General features: G+C 63.5%; 15 protein-coding genes. 3 read left to right on the plus strand and 12 right to left on the minus strand.

Translation table 11 applies throughout. From position 1 onward, the window contains the following. Positions 1-18 precede the first annotated feature (18 nt). The 3 genes from ggt to IGS61_RS04055 all read right to left on the minus strand — a co-directional run bounded on the left by ggt (position 19) and on the right by IGS61_RS04055 (position 3248). Positions 19-1794: a gamma-glutamyltransferase gene (ggt, locus tag IGS61_RS04045; RefSeq protein ID WP_230538437.1), complete on the minus strand. Its 1776-nt coding sequence runs from the start codon at positions 1792-1794 to the stop codon at positions 19-21. Between the two features lie 84 nt (positions 1795-1878). After that, a complete protein-coding gene (locus IGS61_RS04050; protein WP_230538438.1) occupies positions 1879-2637 on the minus strand; it encodes a 3-hydroxyacyl-CoA dehydrogenase in 759 nt (252 codons plus the stop codon). A gap of 170 nt (positions 2638-2807) precedes the next feature. Then, positions 2808-3248, minus strand: coding sequence for a hypothetical protein (locus IGS61_RS04055; protein ID WP_230538439.1), 441 nt, complete (start codon positions 3246-3248; stop codon positions 2808-2810). A gap of 246 nt (positions 3249-3494) precedes the next feature. Between IGS61_RS04055 and IGS61_RS04060 the strand changes: the two genes are divergently transcribed. Then, on the plus strand, positions 3495-5555 hold the full coding sequence (locus IGS61_RS04060; protein WP_230538440.1) for a TonB-dependent receptor domain-containing protein: 2061 nt from the start codon (positions 3495-3497) through the stop codon (positions 5553-5555). A gap of 4 nt (positions 5556-5559) precedes the next feature. Here the strand turns inward: IGS61_RS04060 and IGS61_RS04065 are convergent, their stop codons facing one another. The 8 genes from IGS61_RS04065 to IGS61_RS04100 form a co-directional block, all read right to left on the minus strand. After that, positions 5560-5910, minus strand: coding sequence for a glycine zipper family protein (locus IGS61_RS04065; protein WP_230538441.1), 351 nt, complete (start codon positions 5908-5910; stop codon positions 5560-5562). A gap of 97 nt (positions 5911-6007) precedes the next feature. Then, positions 6008-8131 carry a sodium-translocating pyrophosphatase gene (locus IGS61_RS04070; RefSeq protein WP_230538442.1) on the minus strand — a complete coding sequence of 708 codons (2124 nt, stop codon included), beginning with the start codon at positions 8129-8131 and terminating at the stop codon, positions 6008-6010. A 179-nt stretch (positions 8132-8310) separates the two neighbouring features. Next, positions 8311-8967, minus strand: coding sequence for an adenylate kinase (adk, locus tag IGS61_RS04075; RefSeq protein WP_230538443.1), 657 nt, complete (start codon positions 8965-8967; stop codon positions 8311-8313). Positions 8968-9210: 243 nt separating this feature from the next. Beyond that, the gene (kdsB, locus tag IGS61_RS04080) at positions 9211-9966 is read right to left on the minus strand and encodes a 3-deoxy-manno-octulosonate cytidylyltransferase (protein ID WP_230538444.1); all 756 of its coding nucleotides are present in this window, start codon (positions 9964-9966) and stop codon (positions 9211-9213) included. A gap of 2 nt (positions 9967-9968) precedes the next feature. After that, positions 9969-10145 (minus strand): Trm112 family protein, encoded by a 177-nt coding sequence (locus tag IGS61_RS04085; protein WP_010395789.1) that lies wholly within the window; start codon positions 10143-10145, stop codon positions 9969-9971. Next, positions 10126-11181, minus strand: a complete 1056-nt coding sequence (gene lpxK, locus IGS61_RS04090; protein WP_230538445.1) for a tetraacyldisaccharide 4'-kinase — start codon at positions 11179-11181, stop codon at positions 10126-10128. The genes IGS61_RS04085 and lpxK overlap by 20 nt, the downstream gene beginning before the upstream one ends. Before the next feature lie 94 nt (positions 11182-11275). Continuing rightward, positions 11276-11716, minus strand: a complete 441-nt coding sequence (locus IGS61_RS04095; RefSeq protein WP_230538446.1) for an ExbD/TolR family protein — start codon at positions 11714-11716, stop codon at positions 11276-11278. Beyond that, positions 11713-12315 carry a MotA/TolQ/ExbB proton channel family protein gene (locus tag IGS61_RS04100; RefSeq protein ID WP_230538447.1) on the minus strand — a complete coding sequence of 201 codons (603 nt, stop codon included), beginning with the start codon at positions 12313-12315 and terminating at the stop codon, positions 11713-11715. The genes IGS61_RS04095 and IGS61_RS04100 overlap by 4 nt, the downstream gene beginning before the upstream one ends. A gap of 881 nt (positions 12316-13196) precedes the next feature. Here IGS61_RS04100 and IGS61_RS27815 point away from each other — a divergent pair. Next, positions 13197-13328, plus strand: coding sequence for a hypothetical protein (locus IGS61_RS27815; protein WP_268993739.1), 132 nt, complete (start codon positions 13197-13199; stop codon positions 13326-13328). A gap of 316 nt (positions 13329-13644) precedes the next feature. Further along, complete coding sequence (gene xseA, locus IGS61_RS04105; protein ID WP_230538448.1) at positions 13645-15006, plus strand: exodeoxyribonuclease VII large subunit; 1362 nt, start codon at positions 13645-13647, stop codon at positions 15004-15006. Positions 15007-15089: 83 nt separating this feature from the next. On the opposite strand, the gene IGS61_RS04110 is transcribed toward xseA, so the two are convergent. Beyond that, positions 15090-17552, minus strand: a complete 2463-nt coding sequence (locus tag IGS61_RS04110) for a TonB-dependent receptor (protein ID WP_230538449.1) — start codon at positions 17550-17552, stop codon at positions 15090-15092. Positions 17553-17571 lie beyond the last annotated feature (19 nt).

Consider the following 17571-nt stretch of genomic DNA (forward strand, 5'->3'; position numbering starts at 1 on the left):
GATGCTTTGTGGAAAAGATTAGTCTCCCCGTACCATGCCTTCGCGCCGCGGATCCGCCCCGCCAAACCAGAAATCCTTGCCATGCGCAGTCAAGCGCATGATGCCCTGCAAGCCGGAATTCTGTTCGATCACGCGCACTTCGTGGCCCATCGCCTGCAGCGCCTCAACTTGCGCGGCCGGCGCGCGGCCCTTTTCCAGCTCCGTCGGGCCATTGCGGCTGCCGAAGTTCGGCAGGCTGATCGCCTGCTGCACGTTCAAGCCCCAGTCCATGGTGCCGACCAGCACCTTGGCGACATAATTGATGATGGACGAGCCGCCAGGCGAGCCCGTGGCCAGAACCAGCTTGTGCGTGCCCTTCTCGAATACCAGCGTAGGCGACATGGCGCTGCGCGGACGCTTGCCCGCTTCGACCCGGTTGGCGATGGGACCGTCGGCATCGCGCGAATCGAACGAGAAATCCGTCAGCTGGTTATTCAGCAGGAAGCCGTCGACCATCTGGCGCGAGCCGAAGGCGTCTTCCACGCTGGTGGTCATCGACAGGCCGCCCCCAAAAGCATCCACGGCCACCAGGTGCGACGTCGACGGGCGCTGCAAGGCGTTGTCCATGCCCCACGCCACCTGCATGCCGGGCGGCGTGCCGGGCAAGGCCTTGCCCATGGATTTGTCGCCGATCAAGGCGGCGCGCTGCGCCAGGTAGGTTTTATCGAGCATCGAGGCGATGCCGTTACCGGGCAGCGGCACGAAATCCGTGTCGGCCACGTAGCGGTTGCGGTCCGCGTAGGCCAGGCGCCCCGCTTCCGAGAACAGATGGATCGCCTGTGCATCGGGCACGCCGTCGACGGGCGCATACGGGCCGATATCCTTCACTTCCAGGATGCCCAGCATCTGCGCGATGGCGATGCCGCCCGACGATGGCGGCGGCATGCCGCACACGGTCCACGCCTTGTAATCGCTGCAGACGGGTTCGCGCACCTTGGCGCGGTAGCCGGCGATATCAAGCGCCGTCAGCTTGCCCGGATTGGTCGGATGCGACGCCACCTTGGCGGCGATGTCGCGCGCGATGCGGCCCTGGTAAAAGGCGTCGGCGCCGCCGCGGGCGATCTCGCGCAGGGTGCGCGCCAGTTGCGGGTTCTTCAGCACGTGGCCGACGGGCCAGGCCTTGCCCTCGCCGTCATAGAAATACGCGGCGGCGACAGGGTCGCGCTTGAGGGCCTGATCCCAGCTTAACAGGCCGTTGAGGCGCTGGCTGACGGGAAAGCCGCCGTGCGCCAGGCGGATGGCGGGGCCGAACAGGGTCGCCCACGGCAACTTGCCGTGTTCCTTGTGCGCCAATTCCAGCATGCGCAGCACGCCCGGCGCGCCCACGGAACGCCCGCCCACGACGCCCGTGGCGCGCGAGACGGGGCTGCCGTCGGCATTCTGGAACAGGTGTTCGTCGGCGGCGGCCGGCGCCGTTTCGCGCCCGTCGAACGCCTGCACGCCCTTGGCCGTGGAGTACAGCAAAAAGGCGCCGCCGCCGATGCCCGACGATTGCGGCTCGACAAGGGTGAGCACCAGCTGCGTGGCGATGGCCGCGTCGATGGCGCTGCCGCCCTTTTTCAGCATCTGGTAGCCGGCATCGGCGGCCAGCGGGTTGGCGGCGGCGACCATGAATTTCTGCGCCGCCCAGCCCGATTTCTCCGCATATGCGGTGGCGATTTCCGGCGCCTTTTGCGGCACTTCGGCAAATACGGGACTGGCAGCCAGGGCTCCCAGCAAGGTCAGGCTCAGCGCCAGCGGCTTCAATGCGATCATGGATTCTCCGATAAAAAAAGGGCGCACAGCCAGGCAAGGCTGTACGCCCCATACGGGGGTATCCTACATCAAATCACGCCAGGCTTATTTGGGCTGCATGCGGATCGCGCCGTCCAATCTGATTGTTTCGCCATTGAGCATGACGTTTTCCACGATGGCTTTCACCAGCTGCGCGTATTCGCCGGGCTTGCCCAGGCGCGAAGGGAACGGCACCATCTTGCCCAGCGCATCCTGCACTTCGGCCGGCATGCCGAGCAGCATCGGCGTTTCGAAAATGCCGGGCGCCACCGTCATCACGCGGATGCCGTTGCGCGACAGGTCGCGCGCCATCGGCAGGGTCAGTCCCACCACGGCCGCCTTCGACGAGGCGTAGGCCGCCTGGCCGATCTGGCCATCGTAGGCCGCCACGGAAGCCGTGTTGATGATGATGCCGCGCTCGCCTTCCGCCGTCGCATCCTGTTTCGCCATGGCGTCGGCCGCCAGGCGGCACATATTGAAGGTGCCGACCAGGTTGATGTTGACGACTTTCTGGAACAGGGCCAGCGGGTGCGGGCCATCCTTGCCCACGGTTTTCACGGCGGGCGCCACGCCGGCGCAGTTGACCAGGCCGCGCAAGGTACCCAGCTTCGTGGCCGCCGCCACCACAGCCATGCCGTCTTCTTCCGACGTCACGTCGCACTGCACGAACACGCTGTTCAGTTCAGCGGCCAGCGCCTGGCCCGCTTCCGTCTGCACGTCGGCCAGCACGACCTTGCCGCCGGCCGCCGTCAGCATGCGCGCCGTGGCCGCGCCCAAACCCGATGCGCCGCCCGTGATGATGAATACATTGTCCTGAATCTGCATGAAATCTCCTGAGTGATAAGAGCCGTGTTCCCGGCGCCTGATGGTTGATGCACGATGCCATTATTACGCTATTACGCGCTATTACGTTTACGTAAACGTAATGTCGGCGACAATTGTAGCCATTTTTGCCGTCACCGAGCGAAAACTTGCAGCGCCAGCGCGTGGCAGGCTTAAAAACACTGGATAAAAGCGCCGTTGCGGTGGCAGATGCGCCCGTTGGCATCGAGCGTGGCGTTGCCCGCGCCGTCGTAGCGCGCGCCGGACGCGTCGCGGCAACCGCCCGCGTCGCAGGAACCGATGGGCTGCGGCGCGCGCGGCATCGGCACGGCCGGGCCGGGCGGCAAAGGCGCCATGGGCACGATGGGAGGCGCTGGCTGCGCCGGCATGCGGCCGATCACCTGCGCCACGGAACGGCGCGGCTGCACGGGCGGCGCCGGGCGGCACGGTTCCACGGCCAGCTTGCCGCTGTCGCGCGGGTCGAGCCGGCACACGGGAAAAGGCTCAGACAAAGACTCGGCAGGCGCCGCCGGTTCCTGCGCCCGGGCATGGCCACCAGCCGCTACCAGCAGGGCGCCGGCCAGCGCCAGCATGCTTTTTACCATCGTCTTCATGCCACCTCCCCAAGCATCGATCTTACCGCTTTCATTATTGGCACACACTGCGCCAGATGCCATGCACATACTGCAACGGTGTTTTATTTCCTTTCAGCACTTTCCTTCTTGCCAGGATGGCATTACAATAAGAACGATTCTTATTCTCATTATCGGAATAGGAGCGCAGTTTATTGCATTTTCAATCATTCATACCCGAGCCACCCGGAAGGCAGCCAGGAAAAAACAACATCCGGAAAGTTCACCATGACCAAGCGCAGTCCCGCCTTCGTAGTCCCCGCTTCCACTCCCGCCCGTGCCATGCATTCCGCCGCCCTGCTCCTGCCCTGCCTGCTGTCGCTGGCCGTCAGCAGCGCCTGGGCCGAAGGCAATGTGGCCGCCGATCCCACCATGAACACGGTGGTCGTCACCGCGTCGGGCACGGCCATCGACATCAAGGATGCGCCGGCCAGCATCAGCGTCATCACGCGCGAAGAAATCGAGCGCCAGCCCGTGTATGACCTGAACACCTTGCTGCGCCGCATCCCCGGCGTGACGGGCGGCACCGGCCCCGAACGCGAAGCGTCGAAGATCAAGCTGCGCGGCCTGCCCGACAAATACACGCTGATCCTGGTCGATGGCAAGCGCGTGGGCAGCTCGGCCGACACGGCTTACCGCCCGGATCTGGGCCGCCAGGACTTGAACTGGATCTCGCCCGACATGATCGAGCGCATCGAAGTGGTGCGTGGTCCCATGTCCTCGCTGTACGGCTCGGACGCCATGGGCGGCGTGATCAACATCATCACACGCAAGGTGCCGGGCAAGTGGAACGGCTCGGCCACGGCCAACTACACGCAGCCGCAGGACAGCGACCGCGGCACGGCGCACCAGTTGGGCGTGAACCTGGCCGGTCCCCTGTCGGACACGGTCGGCATGCGCCTGGGCGTGAACCAGTCGCGCCAGAATCCCGATGAAAAATCCTTCGACAAAGCGGGCGCCATGGGCGGCGAACGCAACCAGACTGTCTCGGGTCAGCTGACCTGGGCGCTGGACAAGAAACAGAACCTGTCGCTGGACGCCAGCTATGGCAGGCAGGAAGCGAGCAATTCGAGTGCGCATGATGCGGATGGCGAGCCGCTGGTCTACAGCTGGGGCGCCAACAAGCTGATACGCAAGAGCGTCAGCCTCGGCTACGAAGGCCGCTGGGACTTCGGCAAGACCACGGTCAACCTGTATCACAACGACTTCGATAACCAGGACGTCGGCACGGTGGCGAAATCCAAGGACAGCACGCTCGATGCCAGCCTGGAAAAACGGCTCGGCTGGGGCGGCATCGAGCAAATGCTCGTGATGGGCGGCCAGTGGAAGCACCAGGAACTGACGAACACGAATACCATCGGCACCGTGCCCACCGATTATCTGGGCAACACCGTGAGCGGCGCGACCCTGTCGGGAACCACCTCGGCCCTGTTTGCGGAAGATCAATTGTTCTTGCGCGAGGACTTGACGGCCACGGCCGGCCTGCGCCTCGATCACCACAGCAAGTTCGGCAACCACTACAGCCCTCGCCTGTACCTCGTGTACCACCCCGCCCCCGCCTGGACCATCAAGGGCGGCGTGTCGCAAGGCTTCCGCGCCCCGAGCCTGAAGGAAAACTCGCCGGCGGCGGCGACCAACTCGGCCGGACGCGGTTGCGGCAGCCTGAAACCGCTCGGCTACATCACGGGCGACTGCTACATGGCCGGCAATGCGGACCTGAAGCCGGAAACGAGCACGGCCGGCGAGATCGGCGTGGCGTGGGAACAGAATGGCTGGGACGTGGGTCTGACCTACTTCCACACGGATTTCAAGAACAAGATCGACTATGCGCCGCTGGGCTTTTACCAGCAGCGCTGGTGGACCAAGATGACGAATATCCAGAAGGCGCGCACCAGCGGCCTGGAAGCGACGGCCACCATCCCGCTGACGAAAAACCTGAACTGGCGTAACAACGTCACCTACATGGCGGAAGCGAAAAACCTCACTACGGGCGCCAACCTGCTGTCCACGCCAAAACTGTCGTGGTACTCGGCGCTGGGCTGGCAAGTCAACGACCAGCTGTTCGGCGAAGTATCGGCCCAGTACACGGGCAAGGAACTCGATGCCGGCAAGCTGGCCGACAAGGCCTACACCATCGTCGACACCGTCGTGTCGTACAAGGTCACGCCCCAGTGGACGGTGCGCGGCGGCGTGCAAAACCTGTTCAAGAAGGGCCCGATGGCCGACGGCCTGGTCGACTACTACGTGCCGGGACGCCGCATGTTCGTCGGCCTGACGTCGCGCTTCTAAGCGGCTAATAACGGGGCGGCGGCGTATCGGGCGGCGGCGTGGCGGCATTCGCCGGCACGCTGCCCAGCATCCGCCCGGCCAAGGGCACCTTGTGGCCGCTCGCATACATACATTTTTGATAAGAATCATCGTAGCTGCGCTGCATGCCATGCGAGGAGCTCTCGGCCGCGCCCGTGCCGGCCAGCTGCGCCTGCGCATAGCCACGGCAACTGCCGTCATCGACGCGGAATTGCTCGAGGCTCTTGCCCGTGCCGGGCAAGGCCATGGCCGACGGCCCTTCCGGCAGCACCGTGCAGGCGGCCAGCAGCAGCGGCGCCAGCAAGCCGGCACGCCCCATCAACGCTCTCGTGTTCATGTTCTCCTCCCCGTCAGCGCACGCTGCTCGGCAGCACGGCACTCCATGCCGTACTGCAATTTTTCACGTGCCACGGGGCTGCGGGAACCGCACCCTCTTATTGCGCGGGCAAGCTTTGCACGGGTGTGGCCGGCGCCATGACGGGTGGCGCGGGCGCGTGGACGGGTGCCGGCGCCGCCACGGCCAGCCAGCCCGTGGCCGGCAGCAGCGGCACCAGCAGCAGGGCCACGATATTGATGATCTTGATCAAGGGATTGACGGCCGGTCCCGCCGTATCCTTGTACGGGTCGCCCACCGTGTCGCCCGTGACGGCCGCCTTGTGCGCATCCGAACCCTTGCCGCCGAAGTGGCCATCCTCGATGTATTTCTTCGCATTGTCCCAGGCGCCGCCGCCCGTGGTCATGGAAATGGCCACGAACAGGCCCGTCACAATCGTCCCCATCAAGAGACCGCCGAGTGCCGCAGGCCCCAGCAGCATGCCCACGACGATGGGCACGACGACGGGCAGCAAGGACGGCACGATCATTTCGCGGATGGCCGACGCCGTCAGCATGTCGACGGCCTTGTCGTATTCGGGCCGCGCCGTGCCTTCCATGATGCCTTTGATGTCGCGGAACTGCCGGCGTACTTCCACCACCACGGCACCGGCCGCGCGGCCCACCGCTTCCATCGCCATGGCGCCGAACAGGTACGGTATCAGGCCGCCGATGAACAGACCGACGATGACCATCGGGTTCGACAAGTCAAACGTGATGTGCTGGCCCACGGATTCGAGCGCATGCGTGTAGTCGGCAAACAGCACCAGCGCGGCCAGCCCGGCCGAGCCAATCGCATAGCCCTTGGTGACGGCCTTGGTGGTGTTGCCGACGGCATCGAGCGGGTCGGTAATGGCGCGCACGGAGTCGGGCAAGCCCGACATTTCCGCGATGCCGCCCGCGTTATCGGTGATGGGGCCGTACGCGTCGAGCGCGACGATGATGCCCGCCATCGACAGCATCGAGGTGGCCGCAATGGCGATGCCGTACAGGCCCGCCAGCTGGTACGAGACGAGGATGGCGATGCAGACGGCCAGCACCGGATACGCGGTGGACTTCATCGACACGCCCAGGCCGGCGATGATATTCGTGCCGTGGCCCGTCGTCGACGCTTCGGCGATGTGGCGCACGGGCTTGAAATCCGTGCCTGTGTAGTACTCGGTGATGTACACCATCAGCCCCGTGAGCACGATGCCGACCACGGTGGCGCCCAGCATCTTGTAGCGCATGGCGTCGTCGGGCCACAGCAGCCACGTGACGACGGCAAAGCCCACCAGCGACAGGCCGGCCGCCCACCACAGGCCCGTGTACAGGGCCGACATGATTTTCTTGCCCGGGGCCGTTTTCACCATCGAGCAGCCGACGATGGACGCGAGGATGGAGACGGCGCCCAGCAGCAGCGGGTAGATGATGGCCGCGTTGCTGGCTTCGGCCATCAGCAAGGCGCCCAGCAGCATGGTAGCGATCAGGGTCACGACATAGGTTTCGAACAGGTCGGCCGCCATGCCGGCGCAGTCGCCCACATTGTCGCCCACGTTGTCGGCAATGACGGCCGGGTTGCGCGGATCGTCTTCGGGGATGCCCGCCTCGACCTTGCCCACCAGGTCCGCGCCCACGTCGGCGCCCTTGGTGAAGATGCCGCCGCCGAGACGCGCGAAGATGGAAATGAGCGAGGCGCCGAAGGCCAGGCCGATCAGGGGCTTGATCAGGTCATGCTGGGTCAGGCCGGGCGCGCCCGTCGTCGCCAGCAGCCAGTAGAACAGGGTCACGCCCAGCAAGCCCAGGCCGACGACCAGCATGCCCGTGATCGCCCCGCCCTTGAATGCGACGTTCAAGGCCTGGTTGATGCCCAGGGTGGCCGCCTGCGCCGTGCGCACATTGGCCCGCACCGAGACATTCATGCCGATGAAGCCGCAGGCGCCCGACAGCACGGCACCGATCAGGAAGCCCAGCGCCGTGTGCAAGCCGAGCAGCACATAGATGGCGATCAGCAGCACCACGCCGACGATGGCGATGGTGCGGTACTGGCGCGCCAGATAGGCGGCCGCGCCCTGCTGGATGGCCAGGGCGATTTCCTGCATGCGCGCGTTGCCGGGATCCTGCCTCAGGATCCAGCTGCGCGACACCAAACCGTAAATGACTGCGACCACGCCGCAGGCTACCGCAAACCACAAACTGGCTGCCATATCGTCCCCTTCTGTTTTTATCCGACGTCATTGCCAACAGCTGCAGACCGCACCGGGTAGGCACGCGCAGCCAGGAAAACACGACCTGCAAAAAACCTGAACCACGAAAACGACACGGCACCGCTGGCGAAAAGCGGGCACAAAAAAAGCGGACACTCAGGTCCGCTTTTCAATACTGCTTATTCCGCCAGGGCGGCAAATGCGCTGTCGCGGATTTGCTCGACCGGACCGACGCCGGCGATGCGGCGGTATTTCGGTGCGCCCGGCAGACCGGACTTGGCCCAGTCGTTGTAGTAACCGAGCAAGACCTTGGTCTGGTTGTGGTACACATCCAGGCGCTTCTTGACCGTTTCTGCCTTGTCGTCGTCGCGCTGGATCAACGGTTCGCCCGTGATGTCATCGACGCCGTCGACCTTGGGCGGATTGAATTTGACGTGGTAGACGCGGCCCGAACCCGGGTGGCTGCGGCGGCCGTCCATGCGCTCGATGATCGACTCGTCCGGCACGTCGATTTCCAGCACGTAGTCAACATGGATGCCCGCATCTTTCATGGCGTCCGCTTGCGCGATGGTGCGCGGGAAGCCGTCGAACAGGTAGCCATTGGCGCAATCGGCGTCCTGCAGGCGGTTCTTGACCAGGCCGATCATGATGTCGTCCGACACGAGGCCGCCCGCATCCATGACTTTTTTCGCTGCCAGGCCCAGTTCCGTGCCTTCCTTGATCGCCGCGCGCAGCATGTCGCCCGTGGAGATTTGTGGAATATTGTATTTTTCTTTGATGAAATTAGCTTGGGTGCCCTTGCCGGCACCGGGTGCTCCTAAAAGTATCAGACGCATTGAAAAGTTCCTAAAAAACAGATTTTGGATGGTGGTATGTGTAATTATTTTTAGATGGTGTTGCTATGGCTATCTTTCCCTACGAAACTTACCACAAAAAATCCCCAGAGCGCCAGTTTGCTATCGAATTGCTATGCCCTGATTGATCAAAGCCAGCAATTAGCGAGGCGGACGTTTCAAAATGTGGTTTTTGCTGCAGGCATACAAATTATATTTGCACGCCTGCCGTTTTGCGGGTAGCGCTTACAGGGCGCCGTAGTGGGCTTGCACCCTGGCAAGATCTTCCGGCGTGTCGACACCGGCGGCCGGCGCCGAGTCCGTGACGTGAACGGCGATGGCAACACCGTGCCACAGCACGCGCAACTGCTCCAGCGCCTCGATGGCTTCCAGCGGCGAAGCGGACAATTGCGGATATTCTTGCAAAAATGCATTGCTGTACGCATACAGGCCGATATGGCGCAGCGGCACGTAGCCTTGCGGCAAGTTTTCACGGGACTGGGCGAAGCCGTCGCGGTGCCACGGAATCGTTGCACGCGAGAAATACAAGGCGCGGCCGTTCTTGTCCAGCACGACCTTCACCACGTTCGGATTGAACGCGTCGGCCACGTCGTGCAACGGATGGGCGCACGTGGCCATGGGGACGGCGGCGCTGATCTGCGCCGCGCAGGCGGCCAGCAGGGCCGGATCGATCAGCGGTTCGTCGCCCTGCAGGTTGACGACGACGGCGTCCGGCGGCAAAGCGAGCGTGCGCGCCACTTCGGCGATGCGGTCCGTGCCCGACGGATGGTCGGCGCGCGTCATGCACACTTCCACGCCATGCGCGGCGCAGGCGTCGCGGATGGATTCATGGTCGGTGGCGACGATGACGCGCGCGGCGCCAGAGAGCGCCGCCTGCTCGGCCACGCGCACCACCATGGGCTTGCCGCCCAGGTCGGCCAGCGGCTTGTTCGGCAGGCGCGTCGAAGCCAGGCGGGCCGGGATGATGACGATGAACGCCATCGTTATTCCACTGCGTCTTGCAGGGTGCGCGCTTCGTCCGCCCACATGATGGGGATGCCATCGCGGATAGGATAGGCCAGGCGGTCGGCGCGGCAAATCAGTTCCTGCGCCTTTTTATCGTGTTCAAGCGGACCCTTGCAAACAGGGCAGACCAGGATATCAAGCAGTCGAGCGTCCACGACATTTCTCCACAATTTGTTGGGCCAGCGCGCTATCGATGCGCGCACTGACGGGGACGACCCACAGTCTCGGGTCATCTTTGAGATGTTCAATTTGCGCACATTTTACTGCATCCTTCTCGGTGATCAAGATCACATCCGTGTCGAGTGCCGCAAATGGCTGGTCGAGAAAGTCGTGATGGTCGGGCAGGGGCAGTTCCATGAAGTCCAATCCGGCCCCGCGCAGCATGGCAAAGAAGCGCTGGGGGTTGCCGATGCCGGCCGCCGCCACGATGCGCCGGCCGCTGGCCGCCAGGGTTTCCAGGGGCATGCGCTCGCTGCGGTCGAGCAGGCGTTCGGCCACGCCGCCATCGAGCAGCATCTGCACCACCAGCGAGCCCTTGGGCGCGACCTGGTCCACCAGTGCCGGCGCCAGCGCGGGCGCATTGATCACCGTCACGTCGCGCCGGCGGCGCGGCGATTCGCGCAACGGTCCCGCCGGCAGCAGCCAGCCATTGCCCGCGCCGCGGCCGTCGAACAGCACGATTTCCACGTCGCGCCGCAAGGCGTAATGCTGCAAGCCGTCGTCCGTGACCAGCACGTCGACGTCCGGGTGCGCCGCCAGCAGCGCCCTGCCCGCTTGCGCGCGGTCGCGCCCCACCATCACGGGGCAGCCGCCGCGCTGGAAGATCAGCAGCGGCTCGTCGCCCACCTGCTGCGGCGTGGACGCGGCGGTGACGGCACGCGGCAACCGGTCGGCGCTCCCGTGACCACGCGAAATGACGCCCGGGCGCATGCCCGCGTCGCGCAAGGCTTGCACCAGCCAGATCGTCAGCGGCGTCTTGCCCGTGCCGCCGATAAAAATATTGCCGACGACGACGACGGGCACGGGCAGGCGCGCCGATTTCAGGATGTTTGCCCGGTACAGGCCGCGCCTGACGCTGCTCAGGGCGCCGAACAGCAGCGACACGGGCCACAGCGCGCACGCCAGCGGGCCGCGCGTCAGCCAGGCGCGGGTGAGTGTGGTTTCAAGCTTGGCGGGGGAGGATGTGGGCATGCGGTGTCAACTAAAATTGGAACCCAAAATCGACACCTGGGGTCGGACCCTGAGGGTCCGACCCCGGCACTTCGGTTGGGGTTGGGGGTTGGCCTTACTTGCCGCCCGCCTGCGCCGCGAACGTCAGCTTTTCATAGCCGGCCAGGCGCGCCGCTTCCATCACGTGGATGACCATCTGGTGCATGGCGAACTGGTCGGCGTTGACCACCACCACGGGCGTCTGCGCCGGCGCCTTACCGCCGTTGGCAGCCTTGGCCGCGTTCTGCAGGGCATCGGCCAGGCCGGCCACGTCGCGGAACGAGACGGGTTCGCGGTTGACCGTGTAGTTGCCCTTGGCATCGATGGTGACGTCGATCTGCTGCGGCTTATCCTTGACCTGCTCGGCGTCGGCCGTCGGCAAGGTGATCTGCAGCTCCGTAAACTTGCTGTAGGTGGTGCTGACCATGAGGAAGATCAGGATCACCAGCAACACATCGATGAACGGGATCAGGTTGATTTCGGGGTCTTCACGCCCCTTGCCTTTGCGGAAGTTCATTTGCGGCCACTGTGGACGATGTCGACGAACTTGACGGCTTGTTGCTCCATATCAATGACGAAGCTGTCGACAAGGGCGCGGAAGTGGCGGTAGAAGATCAGGGCCGGCATGGCGATGGCCAGGCCAAACGCTGTGTTATACAAGGCGACGGAAATACCGTGCGACAGCGCCGTGTTCGACGCGGTGGCGCCGGGCGAGGCAAAAATCTCGATCATGCCGATCACCGTGCCGAACAGCCCCATCAGCGGCGCCAGGGTGGCGATGGTGCCCAGGGTCGTCAGGAAACGTTCCAGCGTGTGGGCCACGCCGCTGCCCGCCTCTTCGATCGATTCCTTCATCACTTCGCGCGGCGCGTCGACGTTGCGCAAGGCGGCGGCCAGCACCACGCCCAGCGGCGAATTGTCTTCCAGCTTGGCCACCGTGTCCGGCGTGATCTTGCCGCTGCGATACACCTGCACCACTTCATCAAACAGCTTGCGGGGCAGGATCTTGGCACGTCGCAAATACAGCAGGCGCTCGATGATCAGGGCCAGGGCGACGATGGAAGCGATCAACAACAGCCAGATGGGCCAGCCAGCGGCTTGAAATATAGCGAGCAAAAGAAACTCCTGGTAAAGGGAAGGCGGCGGACCACCCGGACAGCCTGTATTGTACCGAGCGCCGAAGACCGATTGTACGTCCGCGCAGGAATGGCGCAATGTAGCGCGTTGCCGCGCCGGCGGCAAGTGGCGCCTGCATGGCACTTGTCCACACGGCGCGGCAGGCGCGTGTCGCTGGCGCTCAGTTTTGCACACTTTGTGTGGATAAGATTGTGAGCAAGCATGAAGTCCAGCATGCAAGTCATTGATTTACATGAAAATTATCGTGCTGCGCAAAATACAGGCATAGCAGCTTATCGCCAGTAGTCAATATCAATAAATTAATACCTGAAGAGTTCTGCACATTTACTGTGGACAAGATTGTGCGCAAAGCCGTGCAATTCATATAAGTCATTGATTTTAAACAAAATTAAATCAATGAGTAAAAAAGTGGCAGGCAGCGCGCAATCGGCGGCAGAAGGAGCGTCAAAGTTCTGCACACAATCTGTGGACAAGATTGTGCGCAAGCTCAAAGATAGACGCTAAGTACATTGATTTATATCGTTTTTATTGCCGTGCATAAAAATGTAGCAAGGGCTGAAAAGCTGGGTTTTCAGCGTCCGATTTGACTTCAAAAACGCAGTTTTCCACCGCGAAGCCAGTTTCACACATAAAGTGTGGATAAGATTGTGAGCAAGCCGATTGACTCCATGCAAGAGCATTGATTTTAAAGGAGTTTTTTTCAATGCTAAAAAATAAGGCAGCGCAAGCGCCTGCTCGCGCCCTGGAAAACCCGGGGAAAAGACGAAACGATTTATGCGGTTTTGCACATATTCTGTGGATAAGATTGTGAGCAAGGCGCACGACTGCACGCTAGACCCTTGATCTATATGGCTATTTTTATGCTGCGCAAAATTCAGGCAAGCCATGCCATGGGCATTCCGCTGGATAAATCCGCTGCCGTGCCAGAGTTCTGCACATTTTTTGTGGATAAGATTGTGCGCAAGGCCATGCATGGCATACTAAGCACTTGATTCCTATACACTTTATTTCCGTGCGCAAAAATGTAGCAAGGCATTTTTCTTCACCGAAAGCAGCCTGCCCGGCCATGTTTGTCCAAGGCAAAAAGTTCCGCACACTTTCTGTGGATAACTTTGTGCGTAAGTGGCAGGGGCTGCACTGATGTGCTTGATATTAAAGGATTTTTTCCCTGTGCACGCAAATCAGGCATGCGGGAATTCTGCATGAAATCAATTACTTAGAAATAGATCTTGTTGTTTTGCACGATATATGACATAAGCATGACCTCGCCGATAATATGTGGACAGCTTTCTTCTTTCCCCTTGCCTGATGATGAACGACACCCCGACTGACAGCGGCTTTGCCGCCCCGCCCGTGCTGACCGTCAGCGCCCTGAACCAGGCCGTCGCGCGCCTGCTCGAGCGCTCGTTCCCCCTGACCTGGATCGCCGGCGAGATTTCCAACTTCACGCGCGCCGCTTCCGGCCACTGGTATTTCACCTTGAAGGACGATGGCGCCCAGGTGCGCGCCGTGATGTTCCGCGGCCGCGCCCAGTTTGCCGGCTTCACGCCGCGCGAAGGCGACAAGGTGGAAGTGCGCGCCCTCGTCACCCTGTACGGCGCGCGCGGCGATTACCAGATCAACGTGGAAGCCATTCGCCGCGCCGGCGTGGGCGCCCTGTACGAAGCGTTCCAGCGCCTGAAGGAAAAACTGGCCGCGCAGGGCCTGTTCGACCAGGAACGCAAGCGCGCCATCCCCATGTTCGCGCGCAGCATCGGCATCGTCACCAGCCCGCAGGCGGCCGCCCTGCGCGACGTGCTGATCGCGCTCAAGCGCCGCGCGCCGCATGTCAACATCATTCTGTATCCCACGCCCGTGCAGGGCCAGCAGGCGCCGGAAAAAATCGCGCACGCCATCCGCACGGCATCGGCCAGGGCCGAGTGCGACGTGCTGCTGGTGTGCCGTGGCGGCGGCAGCATCGAGGATTTATGGTCGTTCAACGATGAAGCGGTGGCGCACGCGATCGCCGATTGCTCCATGCCCGTGATCAGCGGCGTGGGCCACGAGACGGATTTCACCATCGCCGACTTCGCGGCCGACCTGCGCGCGGCCACGCCGACGGCGGCAGCCGAACTGGCGGCCACGCCGCGCGCCGACTGGCTCGCCTCCCTGCGCGCCGACGCGGCGGATCTGCGCCGCGCCATGCGCCGCAGCCTCGACGACGCGGCGCAGACGCTGGACCGCCACAGCCGCCGCCTGCTCAATCCGACAGCGCAGCTGCGGCAGCAGCGCTTGCAGCTGCTGGCCCTGTCCACGGCCATGACGCATGCGGCGCGCGCCCCCGTCAGCCAGTCGCAGTACGCACTGGAACGCCTGCGCAGCCGCTGGGCCGCCTTGCGGCCCGACGTCACGGCGCCGCGCGCCCGCCTGGCCGAAGCGCAGCGGCGCGGCGGCGCGGCCATGGCGCAGCTGCTCAGCCAGCGGCGCCACCGCCTCGATGGCCTGGCGGCGCAGCTGGAACTGTTGAATCCGCAGCGCACGCTGGAACGCGGCTACGCCATCCTGCGCGACGAAAAGGGAAACATCGTGCGCTCGCCGGCCCAGCTGCAGGCGCGCCAGAACGTCAACGTGCGCCTGGCCGAAGGCAGCGCGCAGATCGGTATCGCCAGCGTGCAGGCGACGTTAGAGTAAAAAAGGCCGGGGAAGCTCCCCGGCCCAACACCTTCCCCTACTGAGTGGACTGCGACTGCAACTGCTCTTTCACACTACCTCATTTAAAACTTCATCGACACGCGCGCGCCAACCGTGCGCGGCGCGTTGTAGAAGGCGCCGTAGATCTGCTGCGTGGGCTGGCATGGCATGCCCACGTCCGTGCAGATTTCATTGACGTCCAGCTTGACCGCCTTGTCGGTGGCGTTCTGCACGAACGCTTCCACCGTGTACGCCTTGTTCGCCGGCTGGAAGCGCAGGCTCAGGTCCAGGGTCGTGTAGGCTTCCTGGCGCTTGACGCCCGCATGGCCCGGCACGTCGCCGTTGAACGCGCCCGCACCCACGTACGACATGGTTTCATAGTGCACCGAGGCGCGCGGCGTGAGCTGGCCGCCGGCGACCGTGAAATCATGCTCGTACTGGACGGTGGTGGAAAACTTCGGCGCATGCTTCATGGTGCTGCCGCCCACGTTCACCAACGGAGCCGTCGAACCGCAGGACTGGCCATTCGCGCGCGCCGCATCGACGTCGCACGACATGAAATCATCGTACACGGCTTTCAGCCAGGTGGCGTTGCCCGTCAGGCGGTCGACCTTCGTCGGCCGCCACACCCATTCCGCTTCCAGGCCCTTGACGGTGGCGCCGGCCGCGTTGAAGTTGGCCAGCACGCTGTTGACCACCTGCGATTCGAGCTTGTCCTTGTACTTCATCAAAAACGCGTCGAGGTTCAGGGTCAGTTCGCGGTTCAGCAAGTCCGACTTGAAGCCGATTTCATAGCTGGTCAGCTTTTCCGGCTTGGTGGTGGCGCCGCCGTCGCCGATGGCCGGCGAATGGAAGCCCGTCGTCACGGAGCCGAACAGCAGAATGTCCGGGCGCAGCTTGTATTCGATGCGGCCCAGCCAGGTGGCCTGGCCATATTTCAGGTCGGCCGTATTGTCGCCCGGCGTATTGCCGCAGGCGGCCGCCGTGATGGCGCCGCCGGGGCCGATATTGTGCGTGTTGGCCAGGCCCGTGCCCGGCGTGACCAGCTGGCGCAGCTGGTCGGCGGTCAGCACGGTGGTGCCCAGCGGCGTGTTCGCGGGCCAGTTCGGGCAAGCCCAGTTCTTGCCGCCGACGTCGAATTTATGGTCTTTCGTGTAGCGCGCGCCGGCCGTCAGCTTGATCTGGTCCGTCAGCTGCTGGCTGACCTGGCCGAACACGGCTTTCGATTTGAGCTGGCGGTCGCCCTGAATGAAGGACATGGACGAGGCATACTGGCCCACGGTCGGCTGCACGAAGATCACGGCGCCGTTGGCGATATCCTGCTGCACGGCCGCCTGCGAAATCTGGCTGCGGTCGATATCGAAGCGCACCTTGTTCTTTTCATTGAACAGGAACAGGCCGGCGACCCACTGGAATGGCGCATCGTCGTCCGAGCGCGCCTGCAGTTCGTGCGAATAGCTGTCGAACTGCGCCCAGTCGGTGCGGTTTTCCGACTTGAAGCCGGGGAACAGGCCCGCATCGGCATCGTTGCTGTTCTGGCGCTTGTACCGGCTCCAGCTGCCCAGGTAAGTAAAATCCAGCGCATCCGTCGGCTTGTAATTGAGCTTGCCCTTGTAGGTCAGGATCGACTGGTCCAGGGTGCCCGGCGTATCGATCAGGGCCGAGCGCAGCTTCTCGCCCGGCTTGGGTTCGGCCGCCAGGTAGACGTTGCCGGCGCCCTGGTCGAGGAAGTAGTCGGCGATGAAGGTACCGCGCAGCTGAGGCGTGAACTTCCACAGCAGCGAGGCGCGCACGCCCATCTGGTCGCCGGCGCCATACTTGGCCGTGCCCGGCATGACGTTCGAGCCGCGGCGGAAATCCACCGTGCCGTCATGGCTATCCTTGATGGCGGCGATGCGCAGCGCCACATCGTCGGAAAACGGGATATTGAGCATGCCCTGCGTCTGCAGGTGGCGGTAATCGCCGACGGTGATGCCGGCCGAGCCCATGAACTTCGACGTATTTGGCGCGGCCGACACGAGATTGACGGCGCCGGCCGTCGAATTGCGGCCGTTCAAGGTGCCCTGCGGTCCGCGCGCCACCTCGACGTGACTCAAGTCATACATCAGCGCGGTGGCGCCCTGGGGGCGCGGCGAATACACGCCGTCGACATAGAAGGCGACCGCCGGGTCGCCCAGCTCCGTGTGGTTGGCCGAGCCGACGCCGCGCATGTAGACGTGCACGCCGCCCGAGTCGCCATGCTGCTCGACGACGAGGCTGGGCACCATGGTGGCCAGCGAGGCCAGGTCCTTGACCTGGTTGTTTTGCAGGGTGTCCTGGTTGAAGGCGGTGACGGCCAGCGGCGTCTCCTGCACGAAGGTATTGCGGCGCGTGGCCGTGACGACGATGCGGTCCATCTGTTCGGCGGCCGGTTTTGCCGCGTCGGTGGCTGCCGTGGTGCTGACCGCTTCCTGGGCCATGGCGGCGCCGCTGCCCAGCAAGATGAACTGGGCGAAGGTCGCATGCGCCAGGCTGAGGGCGATGGTATTGCGTTTGAGCTGTTGCATTGTTGTTGTCTCCTGTACC

It is taken from the genome of Janthinobacterium sp. FW305-129, assembly GCF_020858115.1.
Lineage (GTDB): Bacteria > Pseudomonadota > Gammaproteobacteria > Burkholderiales > Burkholderiaceae_D > Janthinobacterium.

What these genes read in the sequence shown, in the direction of transcription:
- ggt (WP_230538437.1), bottom strand. Translation starts at nt 1,794, where the DNA reads ATGATCGCATTGAAGCCGCTGGCGCTGAGCCTGACCTTGCTGGGAGCC.
- IGS61_RS04050 (WP_230538438.1), bottom strand. Translation starts at nt 2,637, where the DNA reads ATGCAGATTCAGGACAATGTATTCATCATCACGGGCGGCGCATCGGGT.
- IGS61_RS04055 (WP_230538439.1), bottom strand. Translation starts at nt 3,248, where the DNA reads ATGAAGACGATGGTAAAAAGCATGCTGGCGCTGGCCGGCGCCCTGCTG.
- IGS61_RS04060 (WP_230538440.1), top strand. Translation starts at nt 3,495, where the DNA reads ATGACCAAGCGCAGTCCCGCCTTCGTAGTCCCCGCTTCCACTCCCGCC.
- IGS61_RS04065 (WP_230538441.1), bottom strand. Translation starts at nt 5,910, where the DNA reads ATGAACACGAGAGCGTTGATGGGGCGTGCCGGCTTGCTGGCGCCGCTG.
- IGS61_RS04070 (WP_230538442.1), bottom strand. Translation starts at nt 8,131, where the DNA reads ATGGCAGCCAGTTTGTGGTTTGCGGTAGCCTGCGGCGTGGTCGCAGTC.
- adk (WP_230538443.1), bottom strand. Translation starts at nt 8,967, where the DNA reads ATGCGTCTGATACTTTTAGGAGCACCCGGTGCCGGCAAGGGCACCCAA.
- kdsB (WP_230538444.1), bottom strand. Translation starts at nt 9,966, where the DNA reads ATGGCGTTCATCGTCATCATCCCGGCCCGCCTGGCTTCGACGCGCCTG.
- lpxK (WP_230538445.1), bottom strand. Translation starts at nt 11,181, where the DNA reads ATGCCCACATCCTCCCCCGCCAAGCTTGAAACCACACTCACCCGCGCC.
- IGS61_RS04095 (WP_230538446.1), bottom strand. Translation starts at nt 11,716, where the DNA reads ATGAACTTCCGCAAAGGCAAGGGGCGTGAAGACCCCGAAATCAACCTG.
- IGS61_RS27815 (WP_268993739.1), top strand. Translation starts at nt 13,197, where the DNA reads ATGCTGCGCAAAATTCAGGCAAGCCATGCCATGGGCATTCCGCTGGAT.
- xseA (WP_230538448.1), top strand. Translation starts at nt 13,645, where the DNA reads ATGATGAACGACACCCCGACTGACAGCGGCTTTGCCGCCCCGCCCGTG.
- IGS61_RS04110 (WP_230538449.1), bottom strand. Translation starts at nt 17,552, where the DNA reads ATGCAACAGCTCAAACGCAATACCATCGCCCTCAGCCTGGCGCATGCG.